The organism is Sulfurimonas sp. (genome assembly GCF_028714975.1).
GTDB lineage: Bacteria > Campylobacterota > Campylobacteria > Campylobacterales > Sulfurimonadaceae > Sulfurimonas.
Genome location: NZ_JAQTLH010000001.1, coordinates 198,181 through 215,406, shown reverse-complemented (window position 1 = coordinate 215,406; position 17,226 = coordinate 198,181). Strand labels below are relative to the sequence as shown.

Genomic DNA, 17,226 nt, shown 5'->3' with positions numbered 1-17,226 from the left:
TTATTTAGACTGCCGCGTCACTTCGTTCCTCGCAGTGACGCAGTTTTGTCATTGCGAGTGCAGCGAAGCAATCTAATTATTCAGAATTTTAAGAGAACGGGAATGATTAATACATTCCCGGCATACCGCCCATACCGCTCATATCCGGAGCTGCAGGTTTCTCTTCAGGTATCTCGTAAATTGCCGCTTCAGTAGTTAAAAGAAGACTAGATATTGATGTAGCATTTGTCAGTGCTACGCGTCCTACTTTAAACGGGTCGATAATTCCGGCTTCAAACATATCTACATATTCGCCGGTTGCAGCGTTAAAGCCGATATTCTCATTGCTAGCATTCTCAACCGCATTTACAATCACACCTGCATCATAACCGGCATTTGTTGCAATCTGCTTGAGCGGAGCTTTTATGGCGCGAAGAATTATCTCACAGCCGATTTTTTGATCACCGCTCAAGTCAAGTTTTACTTTTGCACCGGCGCGAACAAGCGCAGCTCCTCCTCCGATAACGATTCCCTCTTCAACGGCAGCTTTTGTAGCCGAGAGGGCATCGTCAACACGGTCTTTTTTCTCTTTCATCTCAGTTTCACTTGCAGCTCCGACTTTGATAACCGCAACACCGCCGCTTAATTTTGCAAGTCTTTCTTGAAGCTTCTCTTTGTCGTACTCGCTGGTAGTCGTGTTCATTTGAACTTTGATCTCGGCAACTCTCGCTTTTACCGCTTCAGCTTTTCCTGCCCCGTTTACGATTACGGTGTTGTCTTTATCTATCACGATGCGAGAAGCCTGTCCAAGGTGTTGAATAGTAGCACCGCTTAGCGTATGACCAGTCTCTTCAGAAATCACGGTTCCTGCCGTAAGTATTGCTAAATCTTGAAGCATCGCTTTTCTTCTATCTCCAAAACCCGGAGCTTTAACGGCAGAGATATTTAATACGCCGCGAAGTTTATTTACGACAAGAGTTGAGAGCGCTTCACCGTCTACATCTTCAGCGATTATTAAAAGCGGACGAGAAGTTTTTTGAACTTGCTCTAAAACAGGAAGCAGATCTTTAAGTGAAGTAACCTTGCTCTCAACTAGTAAAATCCACGGATTTTCTATCTCAGCTATCATTTTTTCAGGATTTGTAATGAAATATGGACTCAAATATCCGCGATCAAACTTCATGCCCTCAACAACATCAAGTTCATCAACTATCCCTTTAGCCTCTTCAACGGTTATAACACCGTCTTGACCGACTCTCTCCATAGCTTCAGCTATCATATTACCGATTTGCTCATCAGAATTTGCAGAAATAGTTGCAACTTGCGCTATGTCTTTCTTACCGTTGATTGCTTTACTTGACGCTTTAAGGTTTGCTAAAATCGCCTCACAAGCCTTATCCATCCCTCTTTTTACTTCGATAGGATTAGCACCTGCAGTGATATTTCTAAGACCTTCAGAAAAAATAGCGTTTGCCAAAACGGTAGCAGTCGTAGTACCGTCACCTGCTTCATCGGCAGTTTTAGAAGCCACATCTTTTACAAGAGTAGCACCCATATTTTCTAGCTTATCTTTTAACTCAATCTCTCTTGCAACGGAAACACCGTCTTTTGTTATAACCGGATTACCGTAACTTTTTTGGATCAAAACATTGCGACCGCGAGGTCCCATCGTTACTTTTACCGCGTCAGTTAGTTTTGCAACACCGCGAGCTAATGCATTTCTTGCGTTATCTGAAAAAATTATCTCTTTTGCCATATTTATTTCCTTTTATTTATTATATAAATCTCGAAAAATTCATTTTTCGTAGCTTTAGGGGGTTGTAGGGACATCTGTCCCTGCCACTCAAACGGACTTGTTCGTTTGAGTGCGTAATATCAGTTAATTATCCCAAAAATATCATCTGTTTCTAAAACTAGAAACTTTTCACCCTCAAGTGAAATTTCACTACCTGAAAATTTTCCAAAAACTACAATTTCGCCGCAAGCCAGCTCTGTAACTTCTGCGCTAACTGCCATCACTTTGCCTCTTGATGGTTTTTCTTGCGCATTATCAGGAATAATAATACCACTTATTGTAGTATTTGCTTCTTCTACTCTTTTTACTAGGACTCTTTTACCTAATGGTTGAAAATTCATATAAAACTCCTTAAATAATATTGTTTACACGCGCAATATTACATAAAAAAGGTAACAAAGTCAATACTCTTAGCCTGTACGACTAAGGCTTATTTACAAGACGCACTCAAGATTATTGATGGCAATAAGCTTTTTTTATTTTTCATTCTATTTTTTAATAAATCTTCTTCCTATCTTAGGTTATTTAAAGTTTTAAACAAGTATAATTCTGCCTCTTAAAAGATGTCAGGGTAGCTCAGCTGGTTAGAGCACTGGTCTCATAAGCCGGGGGTCGGGGGTTCGAGTCCCCCCTCTGACACCATTTTTTAAGATTCCGAATTAGCTCAGCGGTAGAGTAGGTGACTGTTAATCACTTGGCCACTGGTTCGAATCCAGTATTCGGAGCCACCACATTTAAAATCCCTTAGATAAGATATTTCAAAGCTTTAAAAAATTTTGGTGACTATATAGTAGCTAAATTCCACTCCCACTCAACGATATATCAGCAATTTATAAATGAAAAGCTATAATTTCAAAAATTAAATAAATTTTTTATGAAAGTTGCACTATGTTTTTACAACGATATATTGATTTTACAACACACTATTTCAAAACTGTTTTGGTTCTAGTAGCGATAACGACGGGGATTTTTGGGTATTATGCACAATTTTTAAGTATTGACGCTTCGGCTGAGACGCTTTTATTGGAAAATGATGTTGATTTGAAGTTAACGCGTGAAGTTCACGGGCGTTACATCAGCCCCGATTATCTCGTAATCGCTTTTAGCCCTAAAGAGTATATGCTCTCCGATACTACACTTGCTACGATAAAAGCGCTTAAAGACTCTTTGTCGAAGATAAAAGGAGTTGAAAGCGTTACTACGCTGCTCGATGTTCCGTTACTTGAGAGTCCGCCAAGGGCAGTTTCCGAAGTTGTAAAAAATGTGCGTACTCTCTCATCCCCTGACATCAATAAAACGATGGTTCAAAAAGAGTTTACTTCAAGCCCTCTATACGCAAAAAATCTCGTAAGCGATGATTTTAAAACAACCGCTATTTTAGTCAATCTCAAAGAAGATGCCAAATACACCGAGCTTCTTCAAAAACGAAATGTTTTTATAGAATTGCAGCAAAAAAGAGAACTAAGCAAAGAAGAAAAAAAAGAGTTTGAATCCTCAAAAAAAGCCTTTAAAGAGTATGGTTACAGCACGAGGGATGAAGTCCATCAATTGATTGAAAATGTTCGTTCTACCATAGATCCGTTCCGCAAAGACGGGGAGCTTTTCCTAGGCGGAGTTATGATGATTGCGGATGATATGATAGGTTTTGTAAAGAGCGATATTGCCATCTACGGAACGGCTATTATGATTATTATGGTGCTAATGCTGTGGATTATTTTCAGACAAGTGCGTTTTGTGGTTTTGCCTATCGTAGTATCGCTTTGTGCCGTCGTAATTACGACGGGCATTAACGCACTTTTGGGTCTTGAAGTAACGGTCGTCTCATCAAATTATGTTGCAATACAGCTCATCACCACGCTCTCTATAGTTATCCATCTTATAGTAAGTTACCGTGAAGAGTATGCACTTTACCCGCATTTTTCACAAAAAGAGCTTCTTGAGATTACACTAAAGCGTATGTCGGTTCCATCTGTTTTTATAATCCTTACCTCAGTTGCCGGATTTGGCTCGCTTATGACATGCGATATTTTACCGATTATCGATTTGGGTACGATGATGAATATCGGTGTAACCATTTCGCTGATTGCGGCGTACATTCTTTTTCCGTCTATGATGATGCTTTTTGCTAAAAAAGAGCCTGTGCTTACATTTGATAAAGCTTTTACGCTCAATACCATATTTGCTCATACCGTAGAACATCACGGTAAAAAAATAATTGCGATAGTAGTTGCGATTCTCGGTTTTAGCCTTTTTGGCACCACGCAATTGGTAGTTGAAAACAGTTTTATTAACTACTTTAAAAAGGGTACCGAAATCTATAAAGGTATGCAAAAAATCGACAACGATTTAGGCGGTACGACACCTTTGGAAATAGTTGTAAAATTCCCTAAAACGGAGAATGAGGAGAAACCAAAAAGCGCAGAACCTCAAGAAAAGACGAAAAGTACGGCTGCTTCTGATGAACTTGATAGTTTTACAAACGAATTTAAAGAGACGGGTAATGACGCACAATACTGGTTTACAGCACAAAAAATGGAGACCATACTTAAAGTGCATGACTATTTGGTCTCTTTACCTGAGGTGGGAAATGTATCTTCGCTAGGCACGCTCACAAAAGTTGGGCGAATCTTGAAAGAGGGTAAAGATTTTGACGGCGTTGAGTTGGCACTGATGTACAATGAGTTGCCGCTGGAGTTTAAAAAAATTCTTCTCTCTCCGTATGTCAATACCGAGTATAACGAGGCGCGTTTTGTAGTTCGACTAGTAGACTCCAACAAAGATCTCAGACGCGACGAACTGCTTCAAAAAATTCAAGAAGATCTTGAGAAAAAAGTTGGGCTCGAGCCGCAGAACTTCAAACTCGTGGGCATGATGGTACTTTACAATAACATGCTCCAATCCCTTTTTGACTCGCAAATATCGACACTTGGGCTTGCGCTTCTTTCACTTGGAGCAATGTTCTTGTTTTTATTCCGCTCTTTAAAAATTGCAATTGTAGCGCTCACCGTCAATATGGTACCAATCAGTGTTATTTTTGGCATTATGGGTGTTGCGGGAATTCCTTTGGATATTATGAGCATAACAATAGCCTCAATAGCGCTCGGTATCACTGTAGACAATACCATTCACTACTTCTACCGTTTTAGAGAGGAGCTTGCGCGCGACGGAGACTATATGGCGTCTATGCACAGAGCACACGGAACTATTGCTTTTGGAATGTTTTACTACTCGCTTGCAACTATTGTCGGCTTTTTGGTATTGGTAACCTCTAATTTCATCCCGACGCTTATTTTTGGTCTTTTGACCGTTATAGTTTTACTTGTAGCTATCGTCTCAGACCTTCTCTTCTCACCGCTTTTGGTGGTGTTCTTTAAACCTTTTACGCTAAAGAGATAGATTGCCGCGCTTCGCTCGCAATGACGAGAGTGGCAGTCTCAAAGTATTATTTTAGGCTCTTTTTCAAATCTTTTACAAACTCTGTTATATCATCGTGCAGTGTCTGCAAATCTTCTTCATGTGCAACTTCGTCTGCAAGGATTTGAGAGACGACATCGTATGTCACTATATCTTTTTCTCTTGTCAAATCAACTATACTTGAGTATGTTTTTATCGCGCACTGCTCACCGTTTATAGCATCTTGCAAAATCGCTACGACATCAAAATTTTTAGGCTCTTCGTAACCGCAATTTGTTTTTTTCATCCACTCTTTCGGGTGCAAAAGCGGTGTTCCGCCAAGCTGTATGATTCTATCTGCTATCATAGTTGCGTGTCTTAGTTCATCTGCAGCATGTTGATTTAGCTCTACGATTGCAGCATCTTTCATAATCCCTTTTACGACTTTGCTCTCAATAAAATATTGATAGTACGCCAACCACTCATCCGCATACGCTTTGTTTAAAAGTTTAATGATTTCTGAGACTTCTATACCTTTGATAATCGAATTACCTACTCTAGCCATATTGCACTCCTCTTAAAAATTTTTAAATCACTCCATCTTACAGCTAAGTTTATTAATTTCGTTTTAAAAATTTAGGCTAAAAGATAAGCAAATCTCTTAACCCACTCTTTAAAAACCTCCGAGTGTTCCATCCTCACACCATTTCTTTGCAAATCTTGAACTATCATAACCGCAAATTCGCTCTTTAACTCAAGCGTATACTTGAGTAGATTTTCCAATCTCTCATCTCGATTATCTTTCAGGTACCCACTGACAAGTCCTGTACTTAGAGCATAAAGAACATCAACCTCATTGCTGTACTCGCCGCCCTCACCTCTTAATATATCTTCGATACTCGGCAATCTGTCCGCAACTTTTGCAAATGCCAAAAAGGAGACCGCAACTTCTCGCCCGACTGCTCCGCTAAGAGTATCTAAAAGCAGCTCTTTTGTAATCGTACTCTTTAGTATCTTGTCTACATACTCCCAGCTTCTCGGGGTTGCAAAGCTTTTTATATCACTCTTTGCATCAAAAGTGAACAGATGTTCATTCTTATATGAGATGTATGAAATAACCCTCTCATCAAGCCCTTTTTTATAAGCCCACAACCGCCAATCTCCGACATCGACTTCCATCTCAAAGTGAACAAATCTATTTGCCAAAGGGCTTGGCATACGGTAAGTCACACCCCTGTCCCCCTCGCGGTTTCCCGCAGCGACTATCGCCCAGCCGTGCGGAAGTTCATACTCGCCTACTTTTCTATCCAGTATAAGTTGATATGCAGAGGCTTGAACGCTTGGCGGTGCAGAGTTTAACTCATCTAAAAACAAAATTCCCTCACCGCTCTTAGGTAAAAAAGCCGGAGGCGCCCAAAGTGCGGTATGAGACTCTTTGTCGTAAAACGGGATGCCTTTTAAGTCGGTCGGATCCATAAGAGCAAGTCTTAAATCAATAAAACCGATTCCTTTGTCTTCGGCTATCTGCTTTACGATGGATGACTTTCCGATTCCCGGAGCACCCCATAAAAATGTCGGAACTCTCTGCTCAACCAAAGAGGTTATAGTCGCTATTAAATTTGTTGCTCTCACACTTCCCATCCTATATTTTCTTGTTGTATATGTCTGCCGAATGTCGGATTTTCTTTTACCGCGCGTGCAAATCTGGAGTCTAGCTGCAGTTGGTATAAAACTTCTATCGGCGTGCTTGGATTTTTAGCCAAACCTTTTAAAATTTCCGCATCAAGCTCATCTGCCATTGCCGATAGTATATACGACGGCGTACTTTCATTGTGCGCCAAAGAGATATGATTTTGCTTCTCTTTGTATGCCTCTTTGAGCATCTCTACGGGAGTAGTCGGGTTTTTATAAATCGCCGACTTTATCTCAAAAGAGCCGCAAGAGAGCAGTTTTTTTACTACCGAAGCACCGATATTTTCGTTTGAAGCCAAAGAGAGATTTATGGCTTTATCATCCAAAGCGATTAATCTCTCTTGCATCTCTTGTGTTAAAGTGCCGTTTTTAGCCAACTCTAGCGGATTGTTTTGTAAAAATCTCTCAAAAAGTTCATCATCAAGTTTTGCGTGTTGCGCTAAATCATCTGCATATCTCTCAATACTCAAAAGCTTAAAAAGTACATTTTTGGATAGATTTTCATTTCGGCAAAGCGCTTCGAGCACGCTCTCATCCATAGAGTTATAAAGAGCCGTTTGCATCTTTTCATCACAATCATTTCGCATCGCTATAAGAGTTTTAATCTTTGAATTTGCGCTGTTTTGCAGCGGTTCAAGTTCCAAAAGAGCTTCTATAAGCTCCTTGCTATGGGTTTGCGCTATTAAATGTATAAATCCAGAAGTTGCATACTGAACATTGTGATTTCGCTCGATATTTTTATAAAACCGTAAAATTATAGCGGCACTCACATCGCGGTTAGAGTCGTTTTCAAAAAAATCTTCGCCGCCCCATTTGTACATCTTAAGCAGTTTAAAGAAAAGTTTATCGCTTATCGCTCCGTTTTGAATAAAATTCCTTAGCCTCTCTTTATCGTGGCTAAGTTTTAAACTCATCAAAAGAGTATTTTCGTCAATCTCTTTTGCCAGCTCTTTTTCTAAAACATCTATGGGTATAAATTTTAATCTATAAAACTCTTTTTCATACAACTCATCACTTGCTTTTTGCTCATAAGGCGTCATCATTTTACCCTCAACAATAAGCTCCACGCCATCCTCAAACTCAGATACCAAACCTATCTTGTGAAACTTTAACTGTGCTAAAAACTCATCCATGCCAAAAGCGCGGCTTTTACCAAAAAGCACTATTTTTTTATCTTTTAATTCTTTTAAATTCATACATAAATTATAGCACCGGTTGATTAAGAAGCGTGTTATAATAGTAGGTTAGATATATAAAAAGGTTTTTTTATGAAAAAATTATCTCTATTTTTGGCTCTGGCTTTTGCTATGTTTGCCAACGACGGCGTTCATGAGTTTGCCCAAAGTAAAGAGTGTCAAGCGTGCCATCCGCAAATATATAGTGAGTACTATGGCTCGATGCACGCCAACTCAACGCCCGATAAAGATGTAATACATAAAGCTGTTTGGGACAAACATCCGCATAATACGAAGCTTGAGCAGTACTCTTGCGGAAAATGCCACTCTCCTGCTGCAAACGACTTAGACAAAATGTTGACTGATGGTCAAAAAGCTATGCCTGACGTTAAAAACCAAACTCATCAAGAGGCAGTTAGCTGTGCATATTGCCATCGTATCGAGAGTATCAAAGAGCATAAACAGAGCAACACAAACATCATAAGCAAAACCAAAAAAGAGTACTACGGTTCGGGAAGAAGCTCTCTTGACTCTCCGTATCATAAGATTATGACAAAAGAGAATGAGCATTTTGCAAACGGAAATGTCTGTGTCGGATGCCATTCACACAATGTCAACCAATTTGATTTAAACCTCTGCTCGACAAATGTAAATAATGAAATGAACAAAGCAAATTGCGTAAGCTGTCATATGCCAAAAGTTGAAGGTAGTTTTTCATCTATAATTGAGACGAAAACTCACTCATTTCACGGTTTTGCCGGAGCGCACAATAACTCTGAGATGCTTGGCAAATATGTCGATATCTCTATTCTTAAAAATATAGACCACTTTATAGTAAATGTTGACAACCGCTCTTCACATGCGCTTTTGCTTCATCCTATGCGTTTAGCGGTTTTAAAAATAAGCGTAATTAGAGATAAAAAAACCATAGAATTGGAGAAAGAGGTTTTTGTCAGAGTGATAGGAAAAGATGGCAAGCCTGCCATGCCGTGGGCGGCTGATACGACTCTAAAAGATACTATGATACAAGCAAACGAAAAAAGAGCCGTAAAGCGAGAGTTTAAACTGGAAAAGGGCGACAAAGTCGATATCGTATTGGGATGGTACTTGGTAAATCCTCAAGCCCTTGAATCACTTGGACTGCAAAACGAAAAAGCGGCAACGGAGTTTAGAGTGTTTAAAAAACAAAGCTTTTCATTTTAACAAGAGCGACAATAAAAATATAACATTAACCGTTTTTTTAGTAAAATAGCGACATGAATTCAAAAAAAATATGGTCACTGCTATTGTTCTTTGCAATGAGCTTCTCAATGTTGCATGACTATACTTTTGCCGTTTTGGATGGCAGTCACTGCTCTGCAAATGGGTGCATTAGCGAACTGTCGTCTGCATTTTCAACTGAAACAACAGATACATTATGCAAGATTCATACAGAATATCATACACCGTATATTTTTTTAGAAAAATCAGCTTACATCCCAATCATCCAAAAAAGAGAGGATTTTTTCGCATACAACGAGATATTTCTTTCATTAGACTACTTCAGCTTTTTTAAACCCCCTATAGCATAACCCTTTTTTTAATCACAACCTATAAAATTTAAAACACAGCCGCATATTTCTATGCGTAATAAAAAAGGTAATTATGAAAACTTTTATACTATTAATCATTCCGTTTATTATTTTTGCTTCAGGCGAGACGATGAGTGTCTCCGATTCTCTCTATTTTAACAATGCGGACAAGCAGCCTTTTAGACAAAAATATAATCAGGAAGCAAGAATGCATAAACTGCATAAAATAGACGAGCAAGAAGCAAAATCCATCATTAAAGAGTTGACGCAGGAAGAGAGTAAATATCTAAAACTAACAACCAGCGGCAATTATCTCATTTACAAGGTATCCACAGAGCACTATACTCTTATCATAAATGCACTCGACGGTACTCTTATAGAAAAGGAGCCTAAATGAAAGCTCTATTTTTTCTGCTTGTATATACTCTGTTTTTACATGCAACAACACTTAGTTTAGATGAGATTTTGCAAAAACTCCAACATGAACATCCTATGGCAAAATCAACTCAAGCCGTTGAGCATGCCTATGATTCACAAAACAAGGTAATATCATCAAGACAGCCGCTTGGTTTTTTTACAGAAGGAACCTACGCAAAACCTGATTTTGATAAGTCCGGATATGAGTATAGCGTTGGAGTTGAACAAAACTTTATGCATCCGAGTGTTAAAAAAAATACAATAAAATCTGCCAAGTATGCGAGCGATGCTGAGATTTTAAGCTTAAAACATGATTTTGCGCTTTTAGAAAATGAGGTACGGCTTCTTTACCACATAAACTGCCTTGATCAAAAAAATATAGAGCAGTATAAAAAATCTTTTTTAGCTTTTGAAGCGCTATATATGAAAAAAGAGAAGTCCTACAAATATGGAGAAATCTCCAAAAAAGAGCTTTTACAGCTTCAAATCGAACTAGATAGGCTTAAAAATGAGTATAAATTTTATGAGAATGAAGTAAAAATTTCTCGTGATAATTTACAATCTAAAATTCTTCTGCCTTTTTTTAAAGACAAAGAACTCTCTTGCAGAGATATCAAAACAGTTACAAACGAGCTTCCATTTAACGATGCACAAGAATCTCTGCAAGAGCAGTCGCTAAATAAGAAAATCCAAAGCCTTCAAAGTGATTTTGATAAATACAACGCACCGTTTGATTCGTTTGCACTCAGAGCATCTTACCAAAATGAGATCGATGCAGCTAGATTTACCATTGGCTTATCCGTACCTCTTAACTTTACTACATCTATCAACGAAGAGAGCCGTGCGGCAGCTATGCATAAAAAAAGTGCCGCTCAGTATGAAAAAGAGGGGCTTAAACTGCTGCAAGCATCTAATGCCGAGGCGTTAAAAAAAGAGTTGACACAAAGTTTTGAGAGTATCACTGCACAAAATGCTATGTTAGAAAGGTATGAAAATGAGCTGATGCCTCTTATCGAGAGCGGATATGCTTTGGGTGAGGATTCGGCTATCGAGTATCTGTTAAGTCAAAGAGAATTATGGAAGTTAAAAGAAGAACTTACCGTACACAATAAAAAATATTACGAAACATTATTTAAACTCTATAGTGTTTTACAAATCAAGGAGTAATTATGAAAAAAACTATTATTTTACATTTAATGTTAACTATATCGCTTATGGCAAATGTCACGCTTACGCCCCAAGAAGAGAAAAATTGGCAGATTCAAACAGCCGTTGGTAAGGAGGTTACGCATGTGCCTCTTGATGAGTATATGATGAGAGTTACGACTCCGCCAAAACTTCTGCATACAATCTCACTGCCTTACGAAGCTAAAGTTATACAGCTAAATAAAGCAAATTTTGAAAGCGTTAACAAAGGAGAGGTTTTAGCTCTTCTAAACTCGCCTCAATGGATTGAAGCTCAAAAAGAGGCAATTGCCGCTTTGATAAAACTAACGCACAGCGAGAGTGAAGCGAGTCGCAAATCAAAGCTTTGTAAAGAGGAGATTATCGCTCAAAAAGAGTGCATTACGGCAGAAGCAGAGGTTAAAACAGATACTATAAAACTTTTATCATCCAAAGCATTACTTAAAACTTACGGTGCAACCGATGAGATGATAAAAACACTCTTTAAAGACCTTACTATTTTTCCAAGCATCGAACTGCGTTCTACGGTCAAAGGGGTGATTTTACAAACAGATATTGAAGTGGGCAAAAATATCTCATCTTCAAACGCTCTTTTTCTTATCAAAACCGATGGAGAGGATTGGCTCGAGGGTGATCTTCCTCAAGCAGTCGCAACTACTCTTAAATCATCACAAGAGGTTATTATTAAAATAGACGATAAAGAGATAAAATCAAAAATATTGCTTATATCTCCTACTCTAAACCCTCTAAACCAAAGTAGATATGTTCGTTTTTCCCTGCCAAAGGAGACAAAATTTTTAGCCGGGCTAAGAACCAAAGCTGAACTTAGTGTTGAGAGAAAAGCTTTTGTAGTAGATAAAAAGGCTCTAATCCAAAACGGTGCAGATACTATAGTATTTATAAAAAGAGGTCAAACATACCATGCCCTAAAAGTAAATATTATTGCCGAGAATCGTGAGGTATGTTATCTTGATTATAATGCCGAACTAAAAGAACCGATTGCAATTACTGCAACTAGCGTGTTGCAAAACAAGCTGCAACAAGGCAAATAATGCGTAATTTAATCTCTTTTACGCTCTCTCAGCGGCTCTTTATCTCTTTGTTGGCTCTTGTAATCTTAGGTTTTGGCGTTAAGTCATACTACAATCTTGCTGTTGATGCTTTTCCCGATATTTCACCTACGCAGGTAGAAATCATCATGAAATCCAGCGGTATGACACCCGATGAAGTCGAATCGCGTATAGTTATTCCCATTGAGATGGGAATGCTTGGCATACCTCATCAAACAATTATGCGTTCAACCGCCAAATACGGTATTTGTGATATTACTATCGACTTTGAAGAGGGAACCGACATATATTGGGCACGCCAGCAAGTCAGCGAACGTCTAAATGCTATAATGAATGAGTTACCTGTAAATCTTGAAGGCGGACTTGCTCCAATAAGCACGCCTTTGAGTGAAATCTTAATGTTTACAATTGAGTCGCAAACGCTTGATTTAACACAAAAACGTTCTCTCTTAGACTGGGTAATCTCGCCAAAAATTCGCTCCACCAGCGGAGTTGCAGAGGTCAATACTCTAGGAGGTAAGGTAAAAACATATGAGGTAACTCCTAACCTCAATACGATGCGTACATACGGCATCAGCTTAGCGCAGCTTATATCCACGCTTGAAAAAAACAACCTCAATGACGGTGCAGGACGAGTTACGCAAGGGGTAAACAGTGTTCTTGTGCGTAGTGTCGGGCGCATCAACGATATTTTTGACATTGGTCACTTAAGCGTTGCCACGGTTGATGGTAAGGTGATTTGCATAAAAGATATAGCGGATATAAATATAGGTCACCTAACAAGAGCCGGCTTTTCAACAAAAAATGGACAGGGTGAAACGGTTCAGGGAATAGTTCTTGGGTTAAAAGGTGCAAATACTCAAAAAGTACTCCAAGAGGTAAAAGAAAAACTTGCTCAAATGGAATCAATGCTCCCTGAGGGCACAAAAATAGATATATTTTATGACCGCTCAAAATTAGTTGATTTGGCGACTAATACTGTTAAAAATTCACTATTTGAAGCCACTGTATTAATTATTATCATTCTTTTACTGATGCTTGGAAATTTTGCTTCTGCCTTTAGCGTTGCGCTTATTTTGCCCTTTGCACTACTGATGAGTTTTATCGCTATGGACTATTTTGGGTTAAGCGCCAACTTAATGAGCTTAGGCGGACTCGCCATAGCCGTAGGTATGTTAGTGGATTCCGCCGTTGTTATGGTCGAACATATTATGGCAGAACTAGGAAATGAAAAACGCAAAAATGAGAACAAAATAAATATTATATATAATGCCGCCGTTGATATGGCACCATCGATTATTACGGGAGTACTCATTATTATCATAGTGTTTATGCCGCTTTTAACGCTTGAAGGGCTTGAAGGAAAGTTGTTTAAACCTGTTGCACTAAGCATAGTTTTTGCACTCTTTAGCTCTTTAATCCTCTCTCTTACTCTTATTCCCGTACTTAGCTCATTTATCTTAAAAATTCATCCCGATAAAGAGTCTTGGTTGATTAGAACCTTGTTAAAGTTTTTCAAACCTACTCTTGATTTTGCAATCAAACATGCCACTACCGTATTTATAACGGTGATACTTATGTTTGGAGCTTCTCTTTATCTTGCTTCAAAAACAGGCAAAGCTTTTATGCCTATAATGGATGAGGGGACTTTAGTTACGATGATAGAATCTCTGCCATCCATCAGCCTTGAAGAGAGTATAGAGTTAAACAAAAAAATTCAGACAAAGCTTATGGCTGATATACCAGAAATCTCATCTATTATCGCTCGTACCGGTACCGATGAGCTTGGGCTGGATCCTATGAGCCTTAATGACACGGATACCTTTTTTCTTCTCAAACCAACAAAAGAGTGGCGAGAACAATCAAAAGAGTGGATAAAAAATCGCATAAGGGACTCTCTTGATGGCATGGGCGGTATTGGACATGTATTTACCCAACCTATCGAAATGCGCATATCAGAGATGCTAACAGGCGTGCGCGGTGATTTAGCTATCAATGTTTTTGGAGACGATCATAGCGAGCTTGAACGCATAGCCGCCGAAATAAAAACCATCTTAGAGCAGACTCACGGAAGCAGCGATGTGTACAAAAAAAGCAATGAAGGGATTGAGTATTTTGAACTTAGCTTTAACAAAGAGGCGCTAGGTTACTATGGATTAAACGAACAAGATATTGCAGGTTTTATGAAAACTATGGTTACGGGAGTTCAAGTAGGTATCATCCAAGAGGGGATGCGCCGCATAAAACTAATGGTTAAGGGTGAAGATATTATGCACAACTCACTAAACACATTACAGACGCTCCATTATACTTTAGCAGACGGCAGAAGCATTCCTCTAACCAACTTTGTGACATTTAAAAAAACAACCGGACCAGTACAAATCGAGCATGAAAACGGGTATCGTAAAACAGTCGTGCAGAGCAATGTTATGGGTAGAGATCTTGTAGGTTTTGTCGAAGATGTAAGAACACAAATTGAACAAACTGTCAAAATGCCTGCCGGTTATTATGTAACTTATGGAGGTCAATTTAAAAATCAACAACGAGCAGCCGCAAAACTGACTATAATCGTACCGATTGCACTATTTTTAATCTTTATACTGCTGTTTGTTTCATTCAACTCCATAACTCAAGCACTGTTGGTCTTAATAAATGTACCACTAGCTCTTATCGGAGGTTTTGCAGGACTATATATCAGCGGCGAATACCTATCTGTTCCCGCATCGGTCGGGTTTATCGCACTCCTTGGCATCGCGGTACTAAACGGTGTGGTGCTAGTCAACTACTTCAACTATCTTGTGCAAAATGGCTATGAAGTCATAGATGCCGTACGTGAGGGTACCATAAAACGATTTCGTCCTGTTCTTATGACTGCGACCATCGCCGCACTCGGTTTAGCGCCGCTGCTCTTTGCAACGGGCCCGGGATCAGAAATACAAAAACCGCTTGCAATTGTCGTTATAAATGGCTTGATTAGTTCAACACTCTTGACTCTAATCGTACTGCCGCTACTCTATCTTAAATTTACTAAGCAGTATGATTTAGAGAAAGAATAGAGCTAATTTTAAAAACTTCTGCACTCTTATGTGCAGGAGTTATCAGACTTCAAATAACCGTCATCACGAACAAAGTGAAGCAATCTAAAAAAAGTCTATTTAGAAACGAGAACTATTTTACAGCCCCTAAACTCAAAATCAAGCTCAAGAGGCATCTCTTTATAAAGCAGCGGACTATCCAAGTCGATATACTTTATAACATCTCTATAAGCAAACGCCAGATGCAGCGCCATATTTATAGAGTATGGACCCTCAAGCATCGAACCAAGCATACAAGGGACTTTTTTCTCTCTTGCATACTCCAAAATCTCTATCGCCTTGCTCACTCCGCCGCACTTCATAAACTTTATATTTATCATGTCAGCGCTCTTTGACTTTAGCACTTTTTTCACATCTTCAAGAGTAAATGCAGCTTCATCGGCTAAAATCGGGATATGTGAAGCCTCTGTTATCTTTTTTAAACCATCCAAATCAGAAGCAATAACGGGCTGTTCTATAAGCTCTATCTGAGTACCCTTTACATTTTGGATAAAAAAAAGTGAATCTTCCAAACTCCAAGCCTGATTTGCATCGACCAATATTTTTGCACTCGGCAGTGCATCGGCAATCTCTTTTACCACTTTTAGCGCATGTTCTATATCGCCGCCGACTTTTACTTTAAGTATCTCCATACCTTCGTCATAAGCCTTTTTAGCATCATTTAACATAACATTCGCATCATTTAAACTAATAGTCACATCCGTTTGAAGCGGAGTTAAATCCGTTGCACCAAAGTAGTCATAAAGCGGTTTTTTTGCCTCTTGAGAAAGCAGATGCACAAACACTATATCAAGTGCAGCTTTTGCACTTGAGCCGATTTGTGCAGCATGGAGTTTGACAAGTGCCTCTTTTGGCGAAAGCCCCAAAAACAGTTTTTTGACACTACCGATAGAGTTTAAAATATCCTCTATCCCTTCTCCCGTAATCGCTTTCGTAGCAGGTGCTTCGCCAACCCCAACAAATCCGTTATCACACTCCACATAAACCCTGACAAACTCCACATGAGTAGCGGTGCGAAGAGCAGTTTTAAACGGGGTTTTTAGCTCTATATATTTTATTTCTGTTTCTATTTTTGTTATTTTCATTTTACAATCCAATATCCACCCTTTGCCCCACATCTCATCATCACTTGCCATAAATTTTAAATTCTCTCGCTAAACTCGCTACTCGTCAAAACTTCAATATCTGGAGAGTAAAAATTTTTGTCATTTGTGATAATACACTCGCATTTTTGTTTTTTGGCGCATATATATTGAAGATTGTCTTCAAGATCACTGTTTTGCATTTGTAATGCAAAATCTATCATTTCATTGGTAGCACCCACTACTTCAAAATGTTTGTTTACAAGATTTAAAAAAGCTTTTATATCTTTGACTTGCTTACTTGCTATATAATCAATATTTAAAATCGTAATATCCAAAATAGTAGCGCTAAAAAGTTTCTTCTCTATTGCATTAAAAATTAACAATGCTTTTTCAAAACCTTCTCGCTTAAGCAGCAAATCTAAAAAAATATTAGTATCAATGAAAATTTTCATTGAACAACTCTTTTATATTTTTCATCATCTATCTCATAGTCATTATCCAAAATACCGACAAACTGATTGAAAGAACCACTCTTTAGGCTCTCTTTTGTAGTAGATTGTTTTACTAATTTTTCATACTCTTCATAAGGTAAAATAACCGCTTTTTTTTGATGTGCTTTTTTATCAATTATAAAAACCGTTTGAGATAAAAGCTTTGTAAACTGCGCTTGTGCCTGAGAGATACCAAGTTCTAACATAGTGACTCCTTTTAGACTCCTTTTAAATATGTACATATTATCATATATATATTTACTTGTCAATTAAAACAT

The 17,226-nt window shown here is 38.6% G+C and carries 15 protein-coding genes and 2 tRNA genes; 9 read left to right on the top strand and 8 right to left on the bottom strand.

Annotated elements, in window-relative coordinates:
* Window positions 1–106: 106 nt before the first annotated feature.
* Together groL and groES are read right to left on the bottom strand one after the other, a co-directional pair.
* Complete coding sequence (gene groL, locus PHQ93_RS01135; protein ID WP_299939768.1) at window positions 107–1,735, bottom strand: chaperonin GroEL; 1,629 nt, start codon at window positions 1,733–1,735, stop codon at window positions 107–109.
* 119 nt (window positions 1,736–1,854) lie between these two features.
* Window positions 1,855–2,115 carry a co-chaperone GroES gene (gene groES, locus PHQ93_RS01130; RefSeq protein WP_299939765.1) on the bottom strand — a complete coding sequence of 87 codons (261 nt, stop codon included), beginning with the start codon at window positions 2,113–2,115 and terminating at the stop codon, window positions 1,855–1,857.
* Between the two features lie 224 nt (window positions 2,116–2,339).
* Here groES and PHQ93_RS01125 point away from each other — a divergent pair.
* The 3 genes from PHQ93_RS01125 to PHQ93_RS01115 all read left to right on the top strand — a co-directional run bounded on the left by PHQ93_RS01125 (window position 2,340) and on the right by PHQ93_RS01115 (window position 5,170).
* Window positions 2,340–2,416: transfer RNA gene (locus tag PHQ93_RS01125), tRNA-Met, on the top strand.
* Between the two features lie 11 nt (window positions 2,417–2,427).
* Window positions 2,428–2,502 (top strand) — tRNA-Asn (locus PHQ93_RS01120).
* 160 nt (window positions 2,503–2,662) lie between these two features.
* On the top strand, window positions 2,663–5,170 hold the full coding sequence (locus PHQ93_RS01115) for an MMPL family transporter (protein WP_299939763.1): 2,508 nt from the start codon (window positions 2,663–2,665) through the stop codon (window positions 5,168–5,170).
* A gap of 46 nt (window positions 5,171–5,216) precedes the next feature.
* On the opposite strand, the gene PHQ93_RS01110 is transcribed toward PHQ93_RS01115, so the two are convergent.
* The 3 genes from PHQ93_RS01110 to PHQ93_RS01100 all read right to left on the bottom strand — a co-directional run bounded on the left by PHQ93_RS01110 (window position 5,217) and on the right by PHQ93_RS01100 (window position 8,055).
* Window positions 5,217–5,732, bottom strand: coding sequence for a ferritin-like domain-containing protein (locus PHQ93_RS01110; protein WP_299939761.1), 516 nt, complete (start codon window positions 5,730–5,732; stop codon window positions 5,217–5,219).
* A 71-nt stretch (window positions 5,733–5,803) separates the two neighbouring features.
* A complete protein-coding gene (locus tag PHQ93_RS01105) occupies window positions 5,804–6,799 on the bottom strand; it encodes a MoxR family ATPase (protein ID WP_299939759.1) in 996 nt (331 codons plus the stop codon).
* Complete coding sequence (locus tag PHQ93_RS01100) at window positions 6,796–8,055, bottom strand: hypothetical protein (RefSeq protein WP_299939755.1); 1,260 nt, start codon at window positions 8,053–8,055, stop codon at window positions 6,796–6,798. The genes PHQ93_RS01105 and PHQ93_RS01100 overlap by 4 nt, the downstream gene beginning before the upstream one ends.
* 72 nt (window positions 8,056–8,127) lie before the next feature.
* Between PHQ93_RS01100 and PHQ93_RS01095 the strand changes: the two genes are divergently transcribed.
* From PHQ93_RS01095 to PHQ93_RS01070, 6 genes are all read left to right on the top strand, one after another.
* Window positions 8,128–9,237, top strand: a complete 1,110-nt coding sequence (locus PHQ93_RS01095) for a multiheme c-type cytochrome (protein WP_299939753.1) — start codon at window positions 8,128–8,130, stop codon at window positions 9,235–9,237.
* Between the two features lie 53 nt (window positions 9,238–9,290).
* Window positions 9,291–9,605, top strand: coding sequence for a hypothetical protein (locus PHQ93_RS01090; protein WP_299939750.1), 315 nt, complete (start codon window positions 9,291–9,293; stop codon window positions 9,603–9,605).
* Between the two features lie 73 nt (window positions 9,606–9,678).
* Window positions 9,679–10,002 carry a hypothetical protein gene (locus PHQ93_RS01085; protein ID WP_299939747.1) on the top strand — a complete coding sequence of 108 codons (324 nt, stop codon included), beginning with the start codon at window positions 9,679–9,681 and terminating at the stop codon, window positions 10,000–10,002.
* Window positions 9,999–11,189 carry a TolC family protein gene (locus tag PHQ93_RS01080; protein WP_299939745.1) on the top strand — a complete coding sequence of 397 codons (1,191 nt, stop codon included), beginning with the start codon at window positions 9,999–10,001 and terminating at the stop codon, window positions 11,187–11,189. The genes PHQ93_RS01085 and PHQ93_RS01080 overlap by 4 nt, the downstream gene beginning before the upstream one ends.
* A gap of 2 nt (window positions 11,190–11,191) precedes the next feature.
* Window positions 11,192–12,259, top strand: coding sequence for an efflux RND transporter periplasmic adaptor subunit (locus PHQ93_RS01075; RefSeq protein ID WP_299939742.1), 1,068 nt, complete (start codon window positions 11,192–11,194; stop codon window positions 12,257–12,259).
* Complete coding sequence (locus PHQ93_RS01070) at window positions 12,259–15,333, top strand: CusA/CzcA family heavy metal efflux RND transporter (RefSeq protein ID WP_299939740.1); 3,075 nt, start codon at window positions 12,259–12,261, stop codon at window positions 15,331–15,333. The genes PHQ93_RS01075 and PHQ93_RS01070 overlap by 1 nt, the downstream gene beginning before the upstream one ends.
* 95 nt (window positions 15,334–15,428) lie before the next feature.
* Here PHQ93_RS01070 and PHQ93_RS01065 read toward each other — a convergent pair whose 3' ends face one another.
* The 3 genes from PHQ93_RS01065 to PHQ93_RS01055 are packed head-to-tail and all read right to left on the bottom strand — an operon-like array spanning window position 15,429 to window position 17,154.
* Complete coding sequence (locus PHQ93_RS01065) at window positions 15,429–16,508, bottom strand: dipeptide epimerase (RefSeq protein WP_299939738.1); 1,080 nt, start codon at window positions 16,506–16,508, stop codon at window positions 15,429–15,431.
* Between the two features lie 5 nt (window positions 16,509–16,513).
* Window positions 16,514–16,909, bottom strand: a complete 396-nt coding sequence (locus PHQ93_RS01060) for a PIN domain-containing protein (RefSeq protein ID WP_299939736.1) — start codon at window positions 16,907–16,909, stop codon at window positions 16,514–16,516.
* A complete protein-coding gene (locus tag PHQ93_RS01055; protein ID WP_299939734.1) occupies window positions 16,906–17,154 on the bottom strand; it encodes a hypothetical protein in 249 nt (82 codons plus the stop codon). The genes PHQ93_RS01060 and PHQ93_RS01055 overlap by 4 nt, the downstream gene beginning before the upstream one ends.
* Window positions 17,155–17,226 lie beyond the last annotated feature (72 nt).